Origin of the sequence: Paenibacillus rhizosphaerae, from assembly GCF_014192015.1 — a bacterium.
Classification (GTDB): domain Bacteria; phylum Bacillota; class Bacilli; order Paenibacillales; family Paenibacillaceae; genus Paenibacillus_AQ; species Paenibacillus_AQ rhizosphaerae.
Map to the genome: position 1 here is coordinate 192711 of NZ_JACHXJ010000002.1, position 16205 is coordinate 208915.

General features: G+C 54.4%; 11 protein-coding genes and 1 other annotated feature (1 of these 12 only partly in view). Of the genes, 9 read left to right on the plus strand and 2 right to left on the minus strand.

The window, feature by feature from the left end; translation table 11 throughout:
- Window positions 1-64: a binding site (T-box leader), on the plus strand (it extends 173 nt beyond the left edge of the window).
- Window positions 65-175: 111 nt separating this feature from the next.
- Entirely contained in the window at window positions 176-2620 is a 2445-nt protein-coding gene (gene leuS, locus FHS19_RS09350) for a leucine--tRNA ligase (protein WP_183581648.1), read from the plus strand.
- On the opposite strand, the gene comER is transcribed toward leuS, so the two are convergent.
- Entirely contained in the window at window positions 2617-3450 is an 834-nt protein-coding gene (gene comER / locus FHS19_RS09355) for a late competence protein ComER (protein ID WP_183581649.1), read from the minus strand. The two genes, leuS and comER, sit on opposite strands and share 4 nt — an antisense overlap.
- 190 nt (window positions 3451-3640) lie before the next feature.
- On the opposite strand from comER, the gene FHS19_RS09360 reads away from it, so the two are divergent.
- From FHS19_RS09360 to FHS19_RS09390, 7 genes are all read left to right on the plus strand, one after another.
- Window positions 3641-4318, plus strand: a complete 678-nt coding sequence (locus tag FHS19_RS09360; RefSeq protein ID WP_312887182.1) for a ComEA family DNA-binding protein — start codon at window positions 3641-3643, stop codon at window positions 4316-4318.
- A 109-nt stretch (window positions 4319-4427) separates the two neighbouring features.
- Window positions 4428-4946 (plus strand): deoxycytidylate deaminase, encoded by a 519-nt coding sequence (locus FHS19_RS09365; protein WP_183581651.1) that lies wholly within the window; start codon window positions 4428-4430, stop codon window positions 4944-4946.
- Window positions 4947-5143: 197 nt separating this feature from the next.
- Window positions 5144-7843, plus strand: a complete 2700-nt coding sequence (locus tag FHS19_RS09370; RefSeq protein ID WP_183581652.1) for a DNA internalization-related competence protein ComEC/Rec2 — start codon at window positions 5144-5146, stop codon at window positions 7841-7843.
- A gap of 363 nt (window positions 7844-8206) precedes the next feature.
- Window positions 8207-8755: an RNA polymerase sigma factor gene (locus FHS19_RS09375; protein ID WP_076169765.1), complete on the plus strand. Its 549-nt coding sequence runs from the start codon at window positions 8207-8209 to the stop codon at window positions 8753-8755.
- The gene (locus FHS19_RS09380) at window positions 8752-10005 is read left to right on the plus strand and encodes a zf-HC2 domain-containing protein (RefSeq protein WP_183581653.1); all 1254 of its coding nucleotides are present in this window, start codon (window positions 8752-8754) and stop codon (window positions 10003-10005) included. Before FHS19_RS09375 ends, FHS19_RS09380 begins: the two co-directional genes overlap by 4 nt.
- 377 nt (window positions 10006-10382) lie before the next feature.
- Complete coding sequence (gene holA, locus FHS19_RS09385) at window positions 10383-11402, plus strand: DNA polymerase III subunit delta (RefSeq protein WP_183581654.1); 1020 nt, start codon at window positions 10383-10385, stop codon at window positions 11400-11402.
- Window positions 11403-11605: 203 nt separating this feature from the next.
- Entirely contained in the window at window positions 11606-13702 is a 2097-nt protein-coding gene (locus FHS19_RS09390) for a multicopper oxidase family protein (RefSeq protein ID WP_183581655.1), read from the plus strand.
- Window positions 13703-13747: 45 nt separating this feature from the next.
- Here the strand turns inward: FHS19_RS09390 and FHS19_RS09395 are convergent, their stop codons facing one another.
- Window positions 13748-14641: a LysR family transcriptional regulator gene (locus FHS19_RS09395; RefSeq protein WP_183581656.1), complete on the minus strand. Its 894-nt coding sequence runs from the start codon at window positions 14639-14641 to the stop codon at window positions 13748-13750.
- A gap of 221 nt (window positions 14642-14862) precedes the next feature.
- On the opposite strand from FHS19_RS09395, the gene murA reads away from it, so the two are divergent.
- A complete protein-coding gene (gene murA, locus FHS19_RS09400) occupies window positions 14863-16158 on the plus strand; it encodes a UDP-N-acetylglucosamine 1-carboxyvinyltransferase (protein WP_183581657.1) in 1296 nt (431 codons plus the stop codon).
- The last annotated feature ends 47 nt before the right edge of the window (window positions 16159-16205 follow it).

Here is a 16205-nt window from a genome sequence, read left to right on the forward strand (position 1 = left end):
GGGATAAAGCATGTCCTCCGCTAACTAGGGTGGTACCACGGGAATCAAACCTCTCGTCCCTAGCGATGATACGCTATGGATGAGAGGTTTTTTTGTTGCAAACATGAAAGACGCGAGCCGAGTCCGTCCCGGATCAACGGGCGGGCAGCGGGCGCATTTTAGGAGGCAAATGAGCATGAGTAACCAAGAGCAGGTTCAAGGCCAAGGCTACCAGCATAAGGTGATTGAACCGAAATGGCAGAAGTATTGGGATGAGCACCACACATTCAAGACGACCGAGGATCCTGTGAAGCCGAAATTTTACGCGCTGGATATGTTTCCGTACCCGTCCGGAGCCGGACTTCATGTCGGCCACCCGGAAGGCTACACGGCGACGGACATCGTCTCCCGCTTCAAACGGATGAAGGGCTATAACGTGCTGCATCCGATGGGATGGGACGCATTCGGCCTGCCGGCGGAGCAGCATGCGATGGATAAGGGCGAGCACCCGCGGGAAATCACGATCAAGAACATCAACACGTTCCGGCGTCAGATCAAGTCGCTCGGCTTCTCTTATGACTGGGACCGCGAGATCAGCACGACCGATCCGGAATATTATAAATGGACGCAGTGGATATTCATCCAGCTGTACAAACGCGGACTCGCGTATGTCGCCGAAGTACCTGTGAACTGGTGTGAAGCCCTCGGGACCGTACTGGCCAACGAGGAAGTCATCGACGGGAAGAGCGAGCGCGGCGGCTATCCGGTTGTCCGCAAGCCGATGCGCCAATGGATCCTGAAGATTACCGAGTATGCCGACCGGCTGCTGGAGGATCTGGATGAGCTGGATTGGAGCGAGAGCCTGAAGGATATGCAGCGCAACTGGATCGGCAGATCGAAGGGCGCCGAAGTACAGTTCGAAATCGAGGGGCATGACGCCAAGCTGACGGTATTTACGACCCGTCCCGACACGCTGTTTGGCGCCACTTATTGCGTACTCGCTCCGGAACAGGAGCTGGTAGAGCGCATTACGACGCCTGAACAGAAGGATGCGGTGAAGGCTTACCAGGAGCAGGCAACCCGCAAGAGCGATCTGGAGCGTACCGATTTGGCCAAAGACAAAACGGGCGTATTTACCGGAGCCTATGCAGTCAATCCGGTGAGCGGCGAGAAGCTGCCGATCTGGATTGCGGATTACGTGCTGGCAGGCTACGGAACCGGAGCCATTATGGCGGTGCCGGGGCATGATTCCCGCGACTGGGAATTCGCCAAGAAATTCGGCCTGAACATCGTGGAAGTGGTCAAAGGCGGAAACGTGGAGGAGGAAGCTTACACCGGGGACGGGGAGCATGTGAATTCGGGCCCGCTGAATGGACTGCACACCGAGGAAGCCATCGCTACAATGATCGCGTGGCTTGAAGAGAACGGCAAAGGCCAGGGCAAGGTAACCTACCGCCTGCGTGACTGGCTGTTCAGCCGCCAGCGCTATTGGGGCGAGCCAATCCCGATTCTGCACCTGGAGGACGGCACAATGAAGACCGTTCCAGAGGATCAGCTTCCGCTGCTGCTGCCGGATGTGGATCAAATCAAACCGTCGGGTACAGGGGAGTCGCCGCTGGCCAACGTCACCGACTGGGTGGAGACGATCGATCCCGAGACGGGCATGAAGGCCCGCCGCGAGACCAATACGATGCCGCAATGGGCCGGCAGCTGCTGGTATTACCTGCGCTACATCGATCCGCAAAATCCGGATGAGCTGTGCTCGATGGAGAAACAGGAGGCGTGGCTGCCTGTCGATCTGTACATCGGCGGAGCCGAGCATGCGGTGCTTCACCTGCTGTACGCCCGTTTCTGGCATAAGTTCCTGTACGATCTCGGTGTCGTCACGACCAAGGAGCCGTTCCAGAAGCTGATCAACCAAGGCATGATTCTGGGAACAAACAATGAGAAAATGAGCAAATCCCGCGGCAACGTCATCAACCCGGACGAAATCGTAGAACAGTTCGGTGCCGACACGCTGCGCGTATACGAAATGTTCATGGGGCCGCTGGAAGCTACCAAGCCTTGGAACGAGAACGGCGTGGAAGGCGCTCACCGCTTCCTGTCCCGCGTATGGCGCCTGATCGTCAGCGAGGACGGCAGCCTCAGCAGCAAAATTACGGACGGCGACGGCAGTGATGAATTCAAACGGACATGGCATAAAACGATCAAGAAAGTGACCGACGACCTGGAGAATATGCGTTTCAACACGGCGATCAGCCAGCTGATGATTTTCATTAACGACGCCTACAAAGCGGATTCGCTGCCGCGTCTGGCGATCGAGAACTTCGTGCAGATGCTGTCTCCGCTCGCTCCGCACATCGCGGAAGAGCTTTGGGAGCGTCTGGGTCATCGGGAGAGCATTACTTACGTACCGTGGCCGTCCTATGACGAATCCTGGACCGTGGAATCGGAAGTGGAAATCGTCATTCAGGTCAACGGCAAGATCGTTCAGCGGGCGATGATCGCCAAGGACATGAGCCAGGAAGCCATGCAGGAACACGCCATGTCGCTGCAGAACGTGCAGCAGGCCATTGACGGAAAAACCGTCCGCAAGGTCATTGCGGTACCGGGCAAGCTTGTGAACATCGTCGCCAACTAATCGGCACTGGAGCCGCCGAACTGGGCGTCACATTTGGCTAGATCCTCTTCGTATTTGCCGTGGGTTGTGGCGATCAGACGGTGAAAGACACCGGTTAAGCTGCTGTCCAGCAGGGCAAGCGCCTCGGCGGTAATGCCGCCGGGAACGGTTACCCGCTTTTGCAGCTCGTGGGGCGTAAAGCCTCCCTGCGTCAGCAGTTTACCCGTACCGAGCAGCATTTCCCCGGCGATCCACGTCAGTTCGCCGCGCTCCATGCCGGTCGTTTCTACGGCGGCGTTGATCCACTGATCCAGAAAAAAGCTTAAAAAGGCAGGCCCGCAGCTGGAGAAATCCGATGTGATCCTGACAAAGGACTCATCGATGAGGATGGGCTTGCTGATGGGAGACAGGAGATGCTCGATGAGCTGCCTGTCTTCCTCTTTTATCCGGCTGCCATACATACATAGACAGACGCCGCTTTGAACGCGGTGGGCCACGCTCGGAATAATCTTGGCCACTTTACAGCACAAAGCAGCCTCCAGGTGTTGGATCTGCACCGGACTCGTGATGGATACCACCATCTGATCGGGCCGAATTGTGCTCCCGATTTCATCCAGAATCGCTTTAAATTGAAGCGGCTTCACGCACAAAAAGATCAGATCGCTGTTTTGCGCGGTTTCCGCGTTGCTGGTGCATACATGAAGTCCGGGGTGTCGCTGCTGGAGCCGGATAACCTTCTCGGGGGTACGGTTGCTGGCATAGATCTGGTTTGGAGCGAGCGAACCCGAATCAATCAGGGCCTCAAGCAGCAGGCTGCCCATGCTGCCGGTTCCGATAAATCCTACCTTCATATAGGTTCCCTCCTTTCGTGCTTCGCAGTAACGACATGATCGTTCCCATTAGTGTATGCATTAGAACTTGGCCCGAATGACGGCTTTTTTACCAAAGTTCGAGCAATTGCGTTTTATGTTATTGAGTACTTCATCTATGGATCGACAGCGGGTTATTTCAATTCATTTCATAGAATCGGGGTGTCATGTTGTGAGAAAGATATCGGCAGTCGTCAGCGCACTTTGTGCCGTGCTGGGAAGCGGGGCCATTCTGCTGTCAGGAGTTCATACAAGCAGCGGCATAGAGCAGTGGCAGCCGCTCAACGGCAGGGTTGAAAGCTTATTGAGCGAAAAAACGGGCGAAACAGCGGGAGAATCGGCAAAAGATGCCGCGGCAGCGGATAAAAAACAAAAGAAGGAGCAAGGCTCTAAGCAGGACGTCAAACCGGGCGCCAAACAGGATTCCGTACCATCGGAATCGGCACAAGCGAATGATAGCCGAAATACGGCAGACAAAGCGCAGAGTTCGGGGGATGAAGTGGCGCCGGGCCAAGCGGTAAACGGCAGTACCCATTCTGCCGCTGAACTCGCGGCGAATGCGGCGTCAGGGCCGGCAGGGACTCCGTCCCAGCAGCCGTCGGCTGGAGGTTCGGCTGATGCAGGGTCCGGTTCGCAGACGGATGCCGGCGGGCAGGTCAAAAAGGTCAACGTCAATACCGCGGGACTATCGGAGTTGACCGATCTTCCGGGGATCGGTGAGGCGAAGGCCAAAGCCATCCTGGAATACCGCGATCAGCATGGATCGTTTAAATCGGTAACGGATTTGGACAAGGTCAAGGGAATCGGACCCAAAATGCTGGAAAAAATGAAGCCGTACATAGAACTGTAGGTTATCTTTTAGGCGCTAAATGCGGTCTGTCTCCCTGGAAGGTATTTCGGTAAACGTTTTTCTTGTGCTACAATATGTACACATTCTACGGAAATCAGGTGATGGATACATGACGGTTGATACCCGAAAAGACTGGGACACTTACTTTATGGATATTGCATACATGGTATCGACGCGTTCCCGCTGTTCCCGGCGCCATGTCGGAGCCGTGCTCGTCCAGGGAAAGAAGCTGCTCGGCACCGCGTATAACGGAGCGCCGATGGGCGTGCCGGACTGCTCGGAAGCGGGCTGCATGATCGCTGAGGAGTACGAGCTTGTGGACGTGGACGGAAAGCAGGAAATGGTGAAAAAGCAGCGCTGCGTCCGGACGATTCATGCCGAGCAAAACCTGCTGCTGTTCACTGACCGCATCGACCGGGAAGGCAGCTCCGTCTATGTTACGGACGAGCCGTGCTGGACCTGCGCCAACATGCTGGCGAACAGCGGCGTGACCGAGATCGTGTATCACCGTCCATATCCTAAGGATACGGAGAAGGTCACGGAAATGATGCGGCAGAAGGGCATTGCCTTCCGCCGGTTGCCCGTCTATGAGCCGCCTCGGGAAACGGTGATGACGGTGGCGGATTAAAATGGGCGGAAATACGGAACATACGATTATACAGGGTTATTGGGAAATATGGAATGAACAATCATTAGGGGAAGGACCTCTGTCCGCAGCACGGCTGCCGGCAGGGGTCCTTTTTTGGTTTCCGGAAAGAGGGTCGCATACGAAGTGCGCATGAGAAACCGTCGGAAGCCTTTATGTAAAGAAGGGAAGTGTGTGATATGAAACAAAGACCGCTGATCGTTTTCACGGTAAGCTGGATCGCCGGCAGCAGCGCGGCGTATGCCTGCTCGGGATCAAGACTGCTTCTCCTGTTCGCAGGCGCATCGCTGCTGCTGGCAGCGCTCGGTATGTACCGGCGAAGCTTCCTCCGAACCGTGATCATCATCTGGTGTGCCTTAACGGCATCGGGAGCGTATTGGGAGCTGCAGGAAGCCGCAAATATATCCAAGCTCCCTGAAGCCTTTCAGGCGGCTGATGCTGCCCGAATGGACGGAGCCAATGTCCGGATGACAGGCATGATTGCCTCCGCCGTTGAGGTCGACGGGGACCGTGCCGATTTTGTCATGAGCGTTCGGCAAGCGGTATCCGCAGGCGGGACCGGGGCCGGCGGCGAACCCAACTCACGGGAAGCCGGAACGAGTGCGGGCAGCGAACGGAAGGTATCCGAAAAGGTCATGGTGCAAGTCAAGCTAAAAAGCCGGCAGGAGCAGGATGCAGCCCGCCTATGGCAGCGGGGGGACCGGGTCCGGATTTCCGGCAGTCTCGCGCAGCCGCAGCCCGCCCGGAACTTTGGCGGCTTCGATTACCGGCAGTACCTGGTAACTCAGAAAATTCACTGGTTGTTCAAAGCCGCCGGCGCCTCCAATGTCCAGTCTTCACCTCCGTCAGGCTTCGGCATGACCCGTCTTCTGCGCTGGAACGATCAGGCGAGGAACAGCCTAAGCGGGATGATCGACCGGATTTTCCAGGAACCCCATGCCGGTTATATGAAGGGGCTGATCATCGGGCTTCAAGACGACCTGGACCCCGAAACCTACGCAGAGTTTTCCCAACTGGGCCTGACCCATATTCTGGCGATCTCGGGCATGCACGTCGCCGTGTACGTGGGCTGCTTGCTCTATATCTTTTCCCTGCTGCGCCTGTCCCGTGAAAAGTCGCTGCTGCTTGTCATGCTGCTCGTGCCCCTGTATGTTCTTCTATCAGGCGTCAGTCCGTCCGTCGTGCGGGCGGGAATGATGAGCATGATCGGGCTGTATGCAGCCAGAAAGGGAATGCTGAAGGACGGATTGAACATCCTCAGCGCGGCAGCGCTGCTCATGCTGCTGTGGAATCCATACTATTTGCTGAGCGTAAGCTTCCAGCTGTCCTTTCTCGTGACGGCAGGCCTGATGGTCTATGTTCCCTTGATCCATCCGCAGCTGTCCTTTCTGCAGTCCAGAATCGCCGGTGCGGTCGGCGTTACGCTCATTGCCCAGCTCGTGTCCTTTCCGCTGACGATCTATTATTTCAATCAGTTCTCCTTATTGTCGTTTGCGGCTAATTTCGTGCTCGTTCCCTTTATTACCTTTCTCGTTCTGCCTGTGGGGACGGCCGCGCTGCTCATTGGCTCGCTATGGCTGCCCGGGGGCAGGGTGCTGGCGGCGGCAGCCGAGTGGCTGGACGATCTGTCTTTTTGGCTGGTGAAATGGATGAACGGGTATCCGCAATTCGTGACCATCTGGAAGTCACCTTCGCCGGTTTGGATCGCTTCCTATTTTATAGCACTGTATGGGCTGCTCTACTTCGGAAAAAAATGGGCGCTAGGCCGGCGGCAGATGGCAGCGGAGCCGGACGAAACCGTGCCGCTGGGTGTGGCCCCTGCATCCCGCCGCACGGCAGCGGCTCTGCCGTCCCGGACGAGAGCCCGGCTTGCCTCCGGAGCCCTTGGAGGACTAAGCATACTCATCGTTCTTCTGTACGCAGGATACCAGCCGCAGCGCTTTCACGGGGCAGGAGCGGTACAGGTGCTGGACGTGGGACAGGGCGACAGTATTTTGATCACGACTCCGCAAGGAAAGCAACTTCTGGTCGACGGGGGCGGAACCGTCAGCTTCCGCAAGGCGGAGGACGGCTGGAAGGAGCGGAAGCAGCCGTTTGAGGTCGGCGCCAAGGTTCTCGTTCCATTATTAAAGAAGCGGGGAATTCATAAGCTGGACGCGGTCATCGTGACGCACGGGGACCAGGATCATGCCGGGGGCATGCAGGCGGTGCTGGAACAGATTCCAGTCGGGGCGTTTCTATTCAATGGGACGCTGGCCGGCACAGCTGCCTTCGACCGGCTGATGGCTGCCGCCGTAGACAAGGATATTCCGATTTATGCCATTCACCAAGGAATGGAATATGACCCGGACGGCCGGACACATCTGGCTTTTCTCGGCCCGATCCTGTCGCAAACCGATCAGGAGGCGCTGCCGGTCGTCAAGGACCAGAACCACGATTCAGTCGTGTTCCTGCTCGAAATGAACGGGGGGCGCTTCCTTTTCACCGGAGATATGGACAAGGCGTCCGAGTCAGAGATTCTTGAGGCGCTGCATTCCGGCCGGCTTCGGCAGGCGGTTGCGGATCATAGGCAAACCGTGGATGATCCGGCGCTGCAAACCGCAAGCGAGATGCTGGAAGCACCTGTGGATGTGATCAAAATCGCGCACCACGGCAGCAAGACAGCCAGTTCAGCGGAATGGCTGAGCCGGTGGAAGCCCGCCGCAGCCGTTATTTCGGCCGGCGTGAACAATCTGTATGGCCATCCGCATGCCGATGTGCTGCAGCGGATTTCCGAGGAAGGAGCGGCCGTTTACAGGACCGATCTGCAGGGAGAAATCCAATTTTTGGTAAAATCCGGGAAAATCCGTGTTAGAACCAAGCTGATAACAAAATCGTAATGATTTGTCTATGAAAAACGCTTAGAATGATGAAGTTGGCCGCAGAATCTACAGGTGACTCCGCCTCTGGAATTTGGTATTCTTAATTGTGGTTTTCATCGGCAGATGAAGTAAAACGGTGGTGTCACCCTTGACGTACATACCTCCCGGATTTTTACGGGAAGCTGATTTGACAAACGATTACGGGTGGATCGAAGCAGAAGAAAAAAACCGCTATCGGTTGAAGCTTATATCCGGTATTTTTTAGGAAAGGCAAGCACTTCCGGGGCCTGCCTTTTCACTAACTTTAAAAATGTGGTTACAAATTGCAACAATTTGCTGGTCTTACACGTCTGTAAGATTGCAGGGAGAGGGGGATCCTTTGTGGTAGAGCAGGGACTCATCAGAGCCGCTCAATCGGGCGATCGCGACGCTCTAATCACCCTATTAAGAGAAATTGAACAACATGTTTACAGGACAGCTTTTTATATTCTGAATAATGAGCAGGATGCGCTCGACGCTTCCCAGGAAGCACTGATTCGGATTTATACCAAAATCGATTCCTACGAAGAGAAGGCACAATTTAAAACGTGGATACAGCGGATCGTTACGAACATCTGTATCGACAAGTTCCGGCGGACGAAACCTACGGTTTCGATCGACGAACATGAGCTCGTTTTTCAGGACAAACAGAATGTTGAGAAAGAGGTCTTATCCTCCTATTTGGCCCAGGACATCCAGGAGGCCATCAATCAACTGCCGGATCATCACCGGACTGTGATCGTCCTTAGATATTTGCAGGATTTCTCCTACAATGAAATCGCTGACTGTCTCAACCTGCCGCTGAATACGGTGAAATCCTATTTATTCAGGGCCAGACAGCAGCTGCAGAACATGCTCCAAGAGCATCAGAAAGGTGGTGTATCAGGATGAAGTGTCCAGAGGTGGTGGAGTGGATGCACCGGTACTTGGATTACGACTTGGACGAAGAGGAAACCGTCAAGCTCTATGAACATTTGAAGACATGTCCGGAGTGTGCGGATACCTTTCGGCTGCTGAAATCGTTGTCCAGAGACCTCGAAGATTTGCCGAAAGTAACGCCTAAATTCAGTCTTGTCGATGCCATCATGCCTCAGCTGGATGCCATCGATCAGGCTCGCCACGAGAAGAGCGCTTCGCTCGAAGAAATGCCGGCTTCAGCCGAGATGGTACCCGTACCGTCCCGTCCGGCCCGCAAGGGCAAGTTCTGGAATACGGTAGCCGGACGTACGGCCCTTGGAGGCGCGGCGGCTGTAGTCATTCTTGGGGTGGCGGTGCTGAACTATAACCCGAAGCAATTGTCTACGGCGGAAGAACCGCCTGTTAATACGGCGGCCTCCAGCGAGGCCAGCAGCATGGACTCGGCGGCGACATCAGGCTCAGAAGCATCGAAGAGCAACGTTGTCGAACAAGATGCAGGTTCTTCCGAGCCCGCGCAGGACCCTTCCGAAGGGCAAACGCCGGCATCTACGGATTCTTCGCAGCTCAGCGAGAGCCAAGACGCGGGCAGCGACGCTGCCGCGAGCGACAAGGCGGCCGGTCAAGAAGCCCAGACCTATGCGCAGAAGCAGGACTTGTCCAACACGCCGGCCCAGGATCCGGAGATCAGCCGGAAAACGGACACCGGCAGCCAGGACGATGCCGGCAAAGCCGGGTCCACCGAATCGGCTGACAATAGCACCGGTATGCAGGAAGGGGATGGAGGCCAGGCGGCTCTAAACGCTCCGGCCGATACGGAAAGCACGCCTCCGAAACAGGATGATGTCCAGAAGGACATTGCTCCTCCGGATGGAGACGGCGGTCAAGCGGCGGATAGCACTGCTCCTGAGGTTAACGGATCTCAAGAAGGGGACACGTCGGAACAAATGGGCATTATGGCCATCAAGCCTAAAGAAGATTCGAACAAGTTGTATTCTCCTGACGGCCAGTATGCAGCCTCCGTCGAAAACAAAAAGCTGGTCATCTACAGCCTAACTTCGGATGGCAGCTCCAAGCAGGTGAGTACCCTTGATCTGCCGGGAACGTGGGTATCGGGGGTATGGTCTGCCGACAGCACCGTGTTTACGTACCAGACCACGGATGCCAGCGGCGCGACGGTAAGCCAGACGTATCAGGTGGGCAAACAGGACGGTTCCACGCCGTAAGCTGCCTGAAGACAAAAACATAAAAAAATGTGCTGCTAAGCATGCACACATGATAGAGATATGGAATAGGTTATATTACGCATGATCCAAAACGTCGTATGACCACCGGCGGTTAAGTTTCTAGAGCTTTTCACGCCGGTGTTTATAATAGATGTGCTGGAACAAAAGGACCTTATGCGAACCGCAGGGGTCCTTTTGTTGTTGTGCGTTCGCCGTGATTCGGCCTGCCGGGGGAGGCCTGTTTTTCTTCCCCGCCGTTTTTGGTAGAATGGATGTAGCGCTTTTGCAGCCGGGTGGATGGGGCATGGGAACGATGTACCTTGCGGACGGGATTCACAGATATCCATGGGCATGGATAGAGAGAAGGGGGAGCAGCAATGGATGTAAAGGCGGCGGTGAAAGCGATCAGGCAGGGTGACGTATCGCCGGTCTACCTCCTGTACGGAACCGAGAAATACCAGATGAATGAATTTACCTCACTGATGGAGGACCAGCTGCTGCAGAAGGAGGAGCGGGATTTTGCGATCGTACACTATGATCTGGCCGAAACCCCGATCCAGGAAGTCGTGGAAGAGGCAGAAATGATTCCTTTTATGGTGCAGCGAAAGCTTATTTTTGTTCGGGACGCAGCTGTATTTACCGCAGGGAAGGACTCGGGCAAAGTCGAACACCGCATGGAATCACTGCTCGAGTACATCGGCAATCCGGCGGATTACAGCGTGCTGATCTTCCTGGTGAACAACGAGAAGCTGGATGAGCGCAAAAAGGTCGTTAAGGCCGTCAAAAGCGCCGGCACGGCGCTTTCCTTTATGCCGATGGGCAGCGATGAGCTGCTGCGCTGGATCGAGAAGAAGGCCAAGCAGCGTGGATGCAGCCTCGCTCCGGGGGCGGCGGAAATGCTGGTCCGCCATGCGGGCACACAGCTGCAGACGCTTGCAGCCGAAGTGGACAAGCTGTGCCTGTACGCTGGAAGCGGCGGCACGGTGACAACGGACATCGTGGACCGGCTGGTGGCGCGGAGTACAGAGCAGAACGTATTCGCCCTCGTCGAGGAGATCGCCAATCTGCGGCTGGACCAGGCGCTGGGCATCTTCTATGAGCTGCTGAAGCAGAAGGAGGAGCCGATCAAGATCGCGGCGCTGATCGCCCGGCAGTTCCGCATTATTTTGCAGGTGAAGGACCTCGGCGGCCAAAGCTATTCACAGCAGCAAATCGCTTCCCAGCTTGGACTGCATCCTTATGCGGTCAAGATTGCCGGGGAGCAGGCACGCAAGTTCCAGCCGAACCAGCTCAAGGCGATTCTCAGCAGGCTCGGGGATCTCGATTACCAGATGAAGACCGGGGCCATCGATAAAGTGCTCGGATTGGAGCTGTTCCTGCTCAGACTGGCGGGGTAGAGCGGCATAATCGAATAGATGTTAAGGAGGCACCGTCTTTGCGCTTTAGAGCGTGAGGGCGGTGTTTTTTATTCGATTAATTCATTCCTTCAAATCCATAATTTCATGGATTTAAATGCGTTGGAATAAATGAATGAAGTTCATTATGATGGGTTTACATCAGTATATGTTCTCGTCTTTTATAGAGAAAGGAGCTTGTTATCATGTTCAAACTGATCTATCTGGTTGATTGTATCGTCTTGTTTCTCTTGATTGTTTTGTGGGGGGTGATCGCGAATCGTCTGAGCCGTCTACCCTACCGGTCCACAAATAAGGAGCTGCAGCGGAGTATCGCCCGGTTAATGATCCCTTTATTTATCGCTCAAGGGCTGGTCATTGCCGAAGTCGTCATCCTGTTTTTATTAGGGACTTATGGATGGGAATTTATAAAAGAGAAGGTCCTTCTTACCATGCCGTTGTTCATTCCTTCGGCGATCTCCACACTTGTATCCCTTTCGATCCTCCGTAAGATCACCAGCCGAATATCGGACAATCTTCAATCCACTGTAGATGAAACGGATCGAAAGGTGTTATCTTCACCCAAGCTCATGCTTCCCGTGCAAGCTGCTCTGATCAGTTCGATCGCAGGCTTTTACTTTTCTTATGTGGTTTACCCGTTTGAGTTAAATGTCCTGAATGCCGTTATGCTATGGCTGTCCTTCGCTGCGGTTATCGTTGTTTTGTGGTTTCGGCAGCAGCGCCTAAGCCAAAAACGGATCAGCACCAATCATTCTATGACGGTATCTACCCAACTGCAACATGCTGTAATCTCCTTTGTCTGCCTTGCGATCCTTATTGGCGGCTGGTACGCCTTATCGATGAAAGCATCCGTGCTGCCTGACCATATGAATATGGGAAGCATGGATCACAACATGGATATGCAAGCGATGAACCATTCCGTGAACCATACCATGAAAAATGCCATGAATGTTAAAGAAATAAGTGTAACGGCACTAACGGGTCCCCAAACCGAAAAGGCTAACCGCCATTTCGAATTGGTCGCCCAGAAAAAACAAGTGAAATTAAGTTCCGGCAAGACGATGGAGGCTTGGACCTTTAACGGGATGGCTCCGGGGCCGGAATTACGCGTGAAACAAGGGGAGATCGTTGAAGTCGTCTTGAAAAATAAAGATATTGAAGATGGGGTGACGGTTCATTGGCATGGCTATAATGTGCCGAATGCGGAAGACGGAGTTGCCGGGGTGACCCAAGATTCCGTACCGCCTGGGGGAACGCATGTATACCGTTTTGAAGCCAAACAAGCGGGAACGTATTGGTACCACTCCCATCAACAATCGGCAAAACAAGTCATCAAAGGGCTATTCGGTTCGCTCATCGTCGAACCAAACGATATTGCCCAGCCGAATACAAAGGACATCACCGTACTAAGTCACGCTTGGCAATTGTCGGACGGCAGCGCATTAACCCCTACTTATGGGTTAAAGGACACACTGGACCGTCAAACGATGCCTGCCGGCACCCAGGTCAAATTGCGCATCATTAACGCCCAGAACTACCCGCAAACGTTCCAATTATCGGGTGTCCCGTTCAAAGTGACGGCGATTGACGGCAATGAAGTTCACGCGCCAACCGCTATAAAGGATCGGAAGCTATTGATCGCCGGCGGCGGACGATATGATATTTTATTTACGATGCCAAAAACGCCTGTAAAATTGAGCAGCCGAAGTGAGGCAGGCGTCACCCCGGGGATCGTCTTTAGTGGGGCGGTCACCCATTCAGCCCCGGTTATAAATGAAAACATTCCAGTCTTTGACCCGGGGGCATATGGGGAGAAACAACCGGCTCCTTTTGGCATCCACAGCAAGTTTGACCGCACTTTCACAATCGTTTTGGATTCGCGCCTGGGGTTCTATAATGGTAAATTATACGCTTTATATACCATCAACGGACGCGTCTTTCCGGACACACCAATGTTAACGGTCAAAGAAGGTGAACGGGTAAAAACCACTTTTATCAACCGCGGTTGGGATCATCATCCGATGCATCTTCATGGGCATACGATGCTCGTCCTCAGCCGGAACGGAAAACCAACGACCGGAAGCCCTTGGTGGACCGATTCGCTGGATGTAGCACCCGGTGAAGTCTATGAGGTTGCTTTTCAGGCAGATAATCCGGGGATCTGGATGGACCATTGCCATAATTTATGGCATGCCGAAAAGGGAATGACGATGCACTTGTCCTATGAAGGGATTACCACACCGTTTGAAGTCGGAATGAAAACATCCAACCAGCCGGAATAAGCCAGTGGTTCACCCTGAGCCATTTTTTAAATAGACACAACGGGGCTATGTATCGGATTGAGCCATGTTCCGGAAGTGCTCGATGATGACTTGGCGAAATTCCTTGGCTGCACTTGTAAAATAGCGGCTCTGATGTCTTGTCAGCCCAATTTCCCGTGTACACACCGGATCCTCGATTTGCAGGCAAACCACGTTGACCCGTGACCCTGCTTGCAATGCGGATTCGGGTATAAAGGCAATGCCAAGTCCGGTTAGGACCAAGGGACCTAAGGTTGCGGGCTCATCGCCTTCATAAGCGTTAGTGGGTACAAATCCGGCCTGCTCGCAATAACGATCCATCAAGTCGCGGATCCCGTAACCCTTTTTTAAACTGACGAACCGTTCTTCCTTAAGTTCGGATAAACGAACACGGTTTCTGCCCGCGAGCCGGTGGGTTGCTGGAACGGTCACATAGATTTGCTCTTGGAAAACGACATCGCATACGAGTTCGCTGCCCTGAATGGGTGGGGAAGACAAACAAAAATCAACCTCACCCTTCTTTACCTTGGTTTCCATTTCATGGGTTCCCAACTGCTCTACACGGAACTGAACCTGCGGCCGAATTTCACGAAACCGGTTGAGGATATCCGGCAGCATATAGGCGGTGTTCACAGCCAGTGTCAGTGTTCCGTAATCAGCACTGGTCATATCCGCGATTTCGCGTTTACCTTCCTCCAATTCAAACAAAGCCCGCTCGACACGTTGATAAAAAGAACGGCCAAACGCATTTAGCCGCAGATTCCGGCCGTTTCTGTCGAATAAAGGGGCGCCAAGGTCCTCTTCCAACCGCTGAATCGTCTTACTGAGCGAAGATTGGGTGACATGTAATTCCCCAGCAGCCTCGGTCATATGTTCCAATCGGGCTACTGTACGAAAGTACTCAAGCTGAAGCAGTTCCAACGTTATATGCACCTCACATTCCTGTGGATCAATCTTATTATAGATAAAAATAGACCCATGTGAATCCATAAATGCTGAAGACGGGAAGGAGGCGTGTTATGGTATCGTAACCGGGGTGCGAGGCTATTTCTCCAAATCAGATTGTCCTCCGGCAAGTGTGCAGCATATTCTACCTTATGATTGTTCCAGACCAAAAACTATAAAGAAATGGTGGAGTTCGCATGCGCTGGTTAGAAGTGAAGCAGAGAGGCCCGCTCGACGGGAGCGTGGTCATTCCAGGGTCCAAGAACAGTTCCCTCGCCCTCATTGCCGCTGCCGTTCTTGGAGACACACCGACAATACTGGAGGGCATTCCGGATATTTACGATATCCGTGCCATTGGAGAAATCGGAAGCCGCATCGGCCTGCAGGTGAGCAAAAATGATGACGGCCATTTTGTCGTGGATTCATCCCGGATTCATTCATCCGTCCTCGATCAGGCGCTGACGTCTTCGTTCCGCGCATCTTATTATCTGATCGGGGGACTTCTCAGTAAGTACAAGCGGGTGACGCTCGGTTATCCGGGGGGTGACAATTTCGTGGAGCGGCCGATTGACCAGCATATGAAAATATTCAAGGCGTTCGGGGCGGACGTGACGCTGGAGGAGAAGCAGTACACGGTATCCGCGGAAAAACTCACGGGCACCGACTTCCGCTTCGATTTGCTGACATCCGGCGCAACGATCAATGCGGTGCTGCTTGCATCGCTGGCGGCGGGAATAACCCATCTGCACAACTGCGCGACGGATCCGGAAGTGGTGGATGTCTGCCGGCTGCTGAACCGGATGGGAGCCGACATCACCGGAGCCGGCACAGATACGATCCGTATACGCGGCGTGAAGTCTCTGACGGGATGCCGGTACCGGGTGATCCCGGATCGTCTCATTGCGGGGGCGTTTATGATGACGGTGGGCATCACGGGCGGCACGCTGACCCTGAAGCAGGTCATTCCCGAGCATGTGCGGTCCATCATGGCCAAGCTGAGCGAAATCGGCATTGAATTTGAAAGCGGTGACGATTACATCATCGCCAGCAGCCAGGGGAATATCAAACCGACGCGGGTACGGACGGGCATGTATCCGGTGTTTAATTCCGACATGCAGCAGCCGATTACGAGCCTGCTCCTGAAGGCGCCGGGCTACAGTGCCGTCAGGGAAAAAGTATACCCGTACCGTTTCAGCCATGTCGCCCAATTAAACCGTCTTGGGGCCGATATTCAGGCGAGGAACGGCTATGCCATCATTAAAGGCGGCAGACCGCTGCACGGCGGTTACGCCCATGCGACCGATGTACGGGCGGGAACCTGCCTGATCATGGCCGGCCTGCAGTCGGAGCAGGCGACGCGGATCACGGGCATCGAGCATATTGAGCGCGGCTATGAGAACGCGGTGCATTTGTTCGGCCAAGCGGGGATCGGTCTGGTGATCCATGAAGGTGAACCCGCTTCGGGCGGCACGGAATATACGACAACGGCGTGATCGCCGGACGGCTGCAAGGGGCTGTTTCAGGTATCCTGGTTCATGAC

What these genes read in the sequence shown, in the direction of transcription:
- leuS (WP_183581648.1), top strand. Translation starts at nt 176, where the DNA reads ATGAGTAACCAAGAGCAGGTTCAAGGCCAAGGCTACCAGCATAAGGTG.
- comER (WP_183581649.1), bottom strand. Translation starts at nt 3,450, where the DNA reads ATGAAGGTAGGATTTATCGGAACCGGCAGCATGGGCAGCCTGCTGCTT.
- FHS19_RS09365 (WP_183581651.1), top strand. Translation starts at nt 4,428, where the DNA reads ATGACGGTTGATACCCGAAAAGACTGGGACACTTACTTTATGGATATT.
- FHS19_RS09370 (WP_183581652.1), top strand. Translation starts at nt 5,144, where the DNA reads ATGAAACAAAGACCGCTGATCGTTTTCACGGTAAGCTGGATCGCCGGC.
- FHS19_RS09380 (WP_183581653.1), top strand. Translation starts at nt 8,752, where the DNA reads ATGAAGTGTCCAGAGGTGGTGGAGTGGATGCACCGGTACTTGGATTAC.
- holA (WP_183581654.1), top strand. Translation starts at nt 10,383, where the DNA reads ATGGATGTAAAGGCGGCGGTGAAAGCGATCAGGCAGGGTGACGTATCG.
- FHS19_RS09390 (WP_183581655.1), top strand. Translation starts at nt 11,606, where the DNA reads ATGTTCAAACTGATCTATCTGGTTGATTGTATCGTCTTGTTTCTCTTG.
- murA (WP_183581657.1), top strand. Translation starts at nt 14,863, where the DNA reads ATGCGCTGGTTAGAAGTGAAGCAGAGAGGCCCGCTCGACGGGAGCGTG.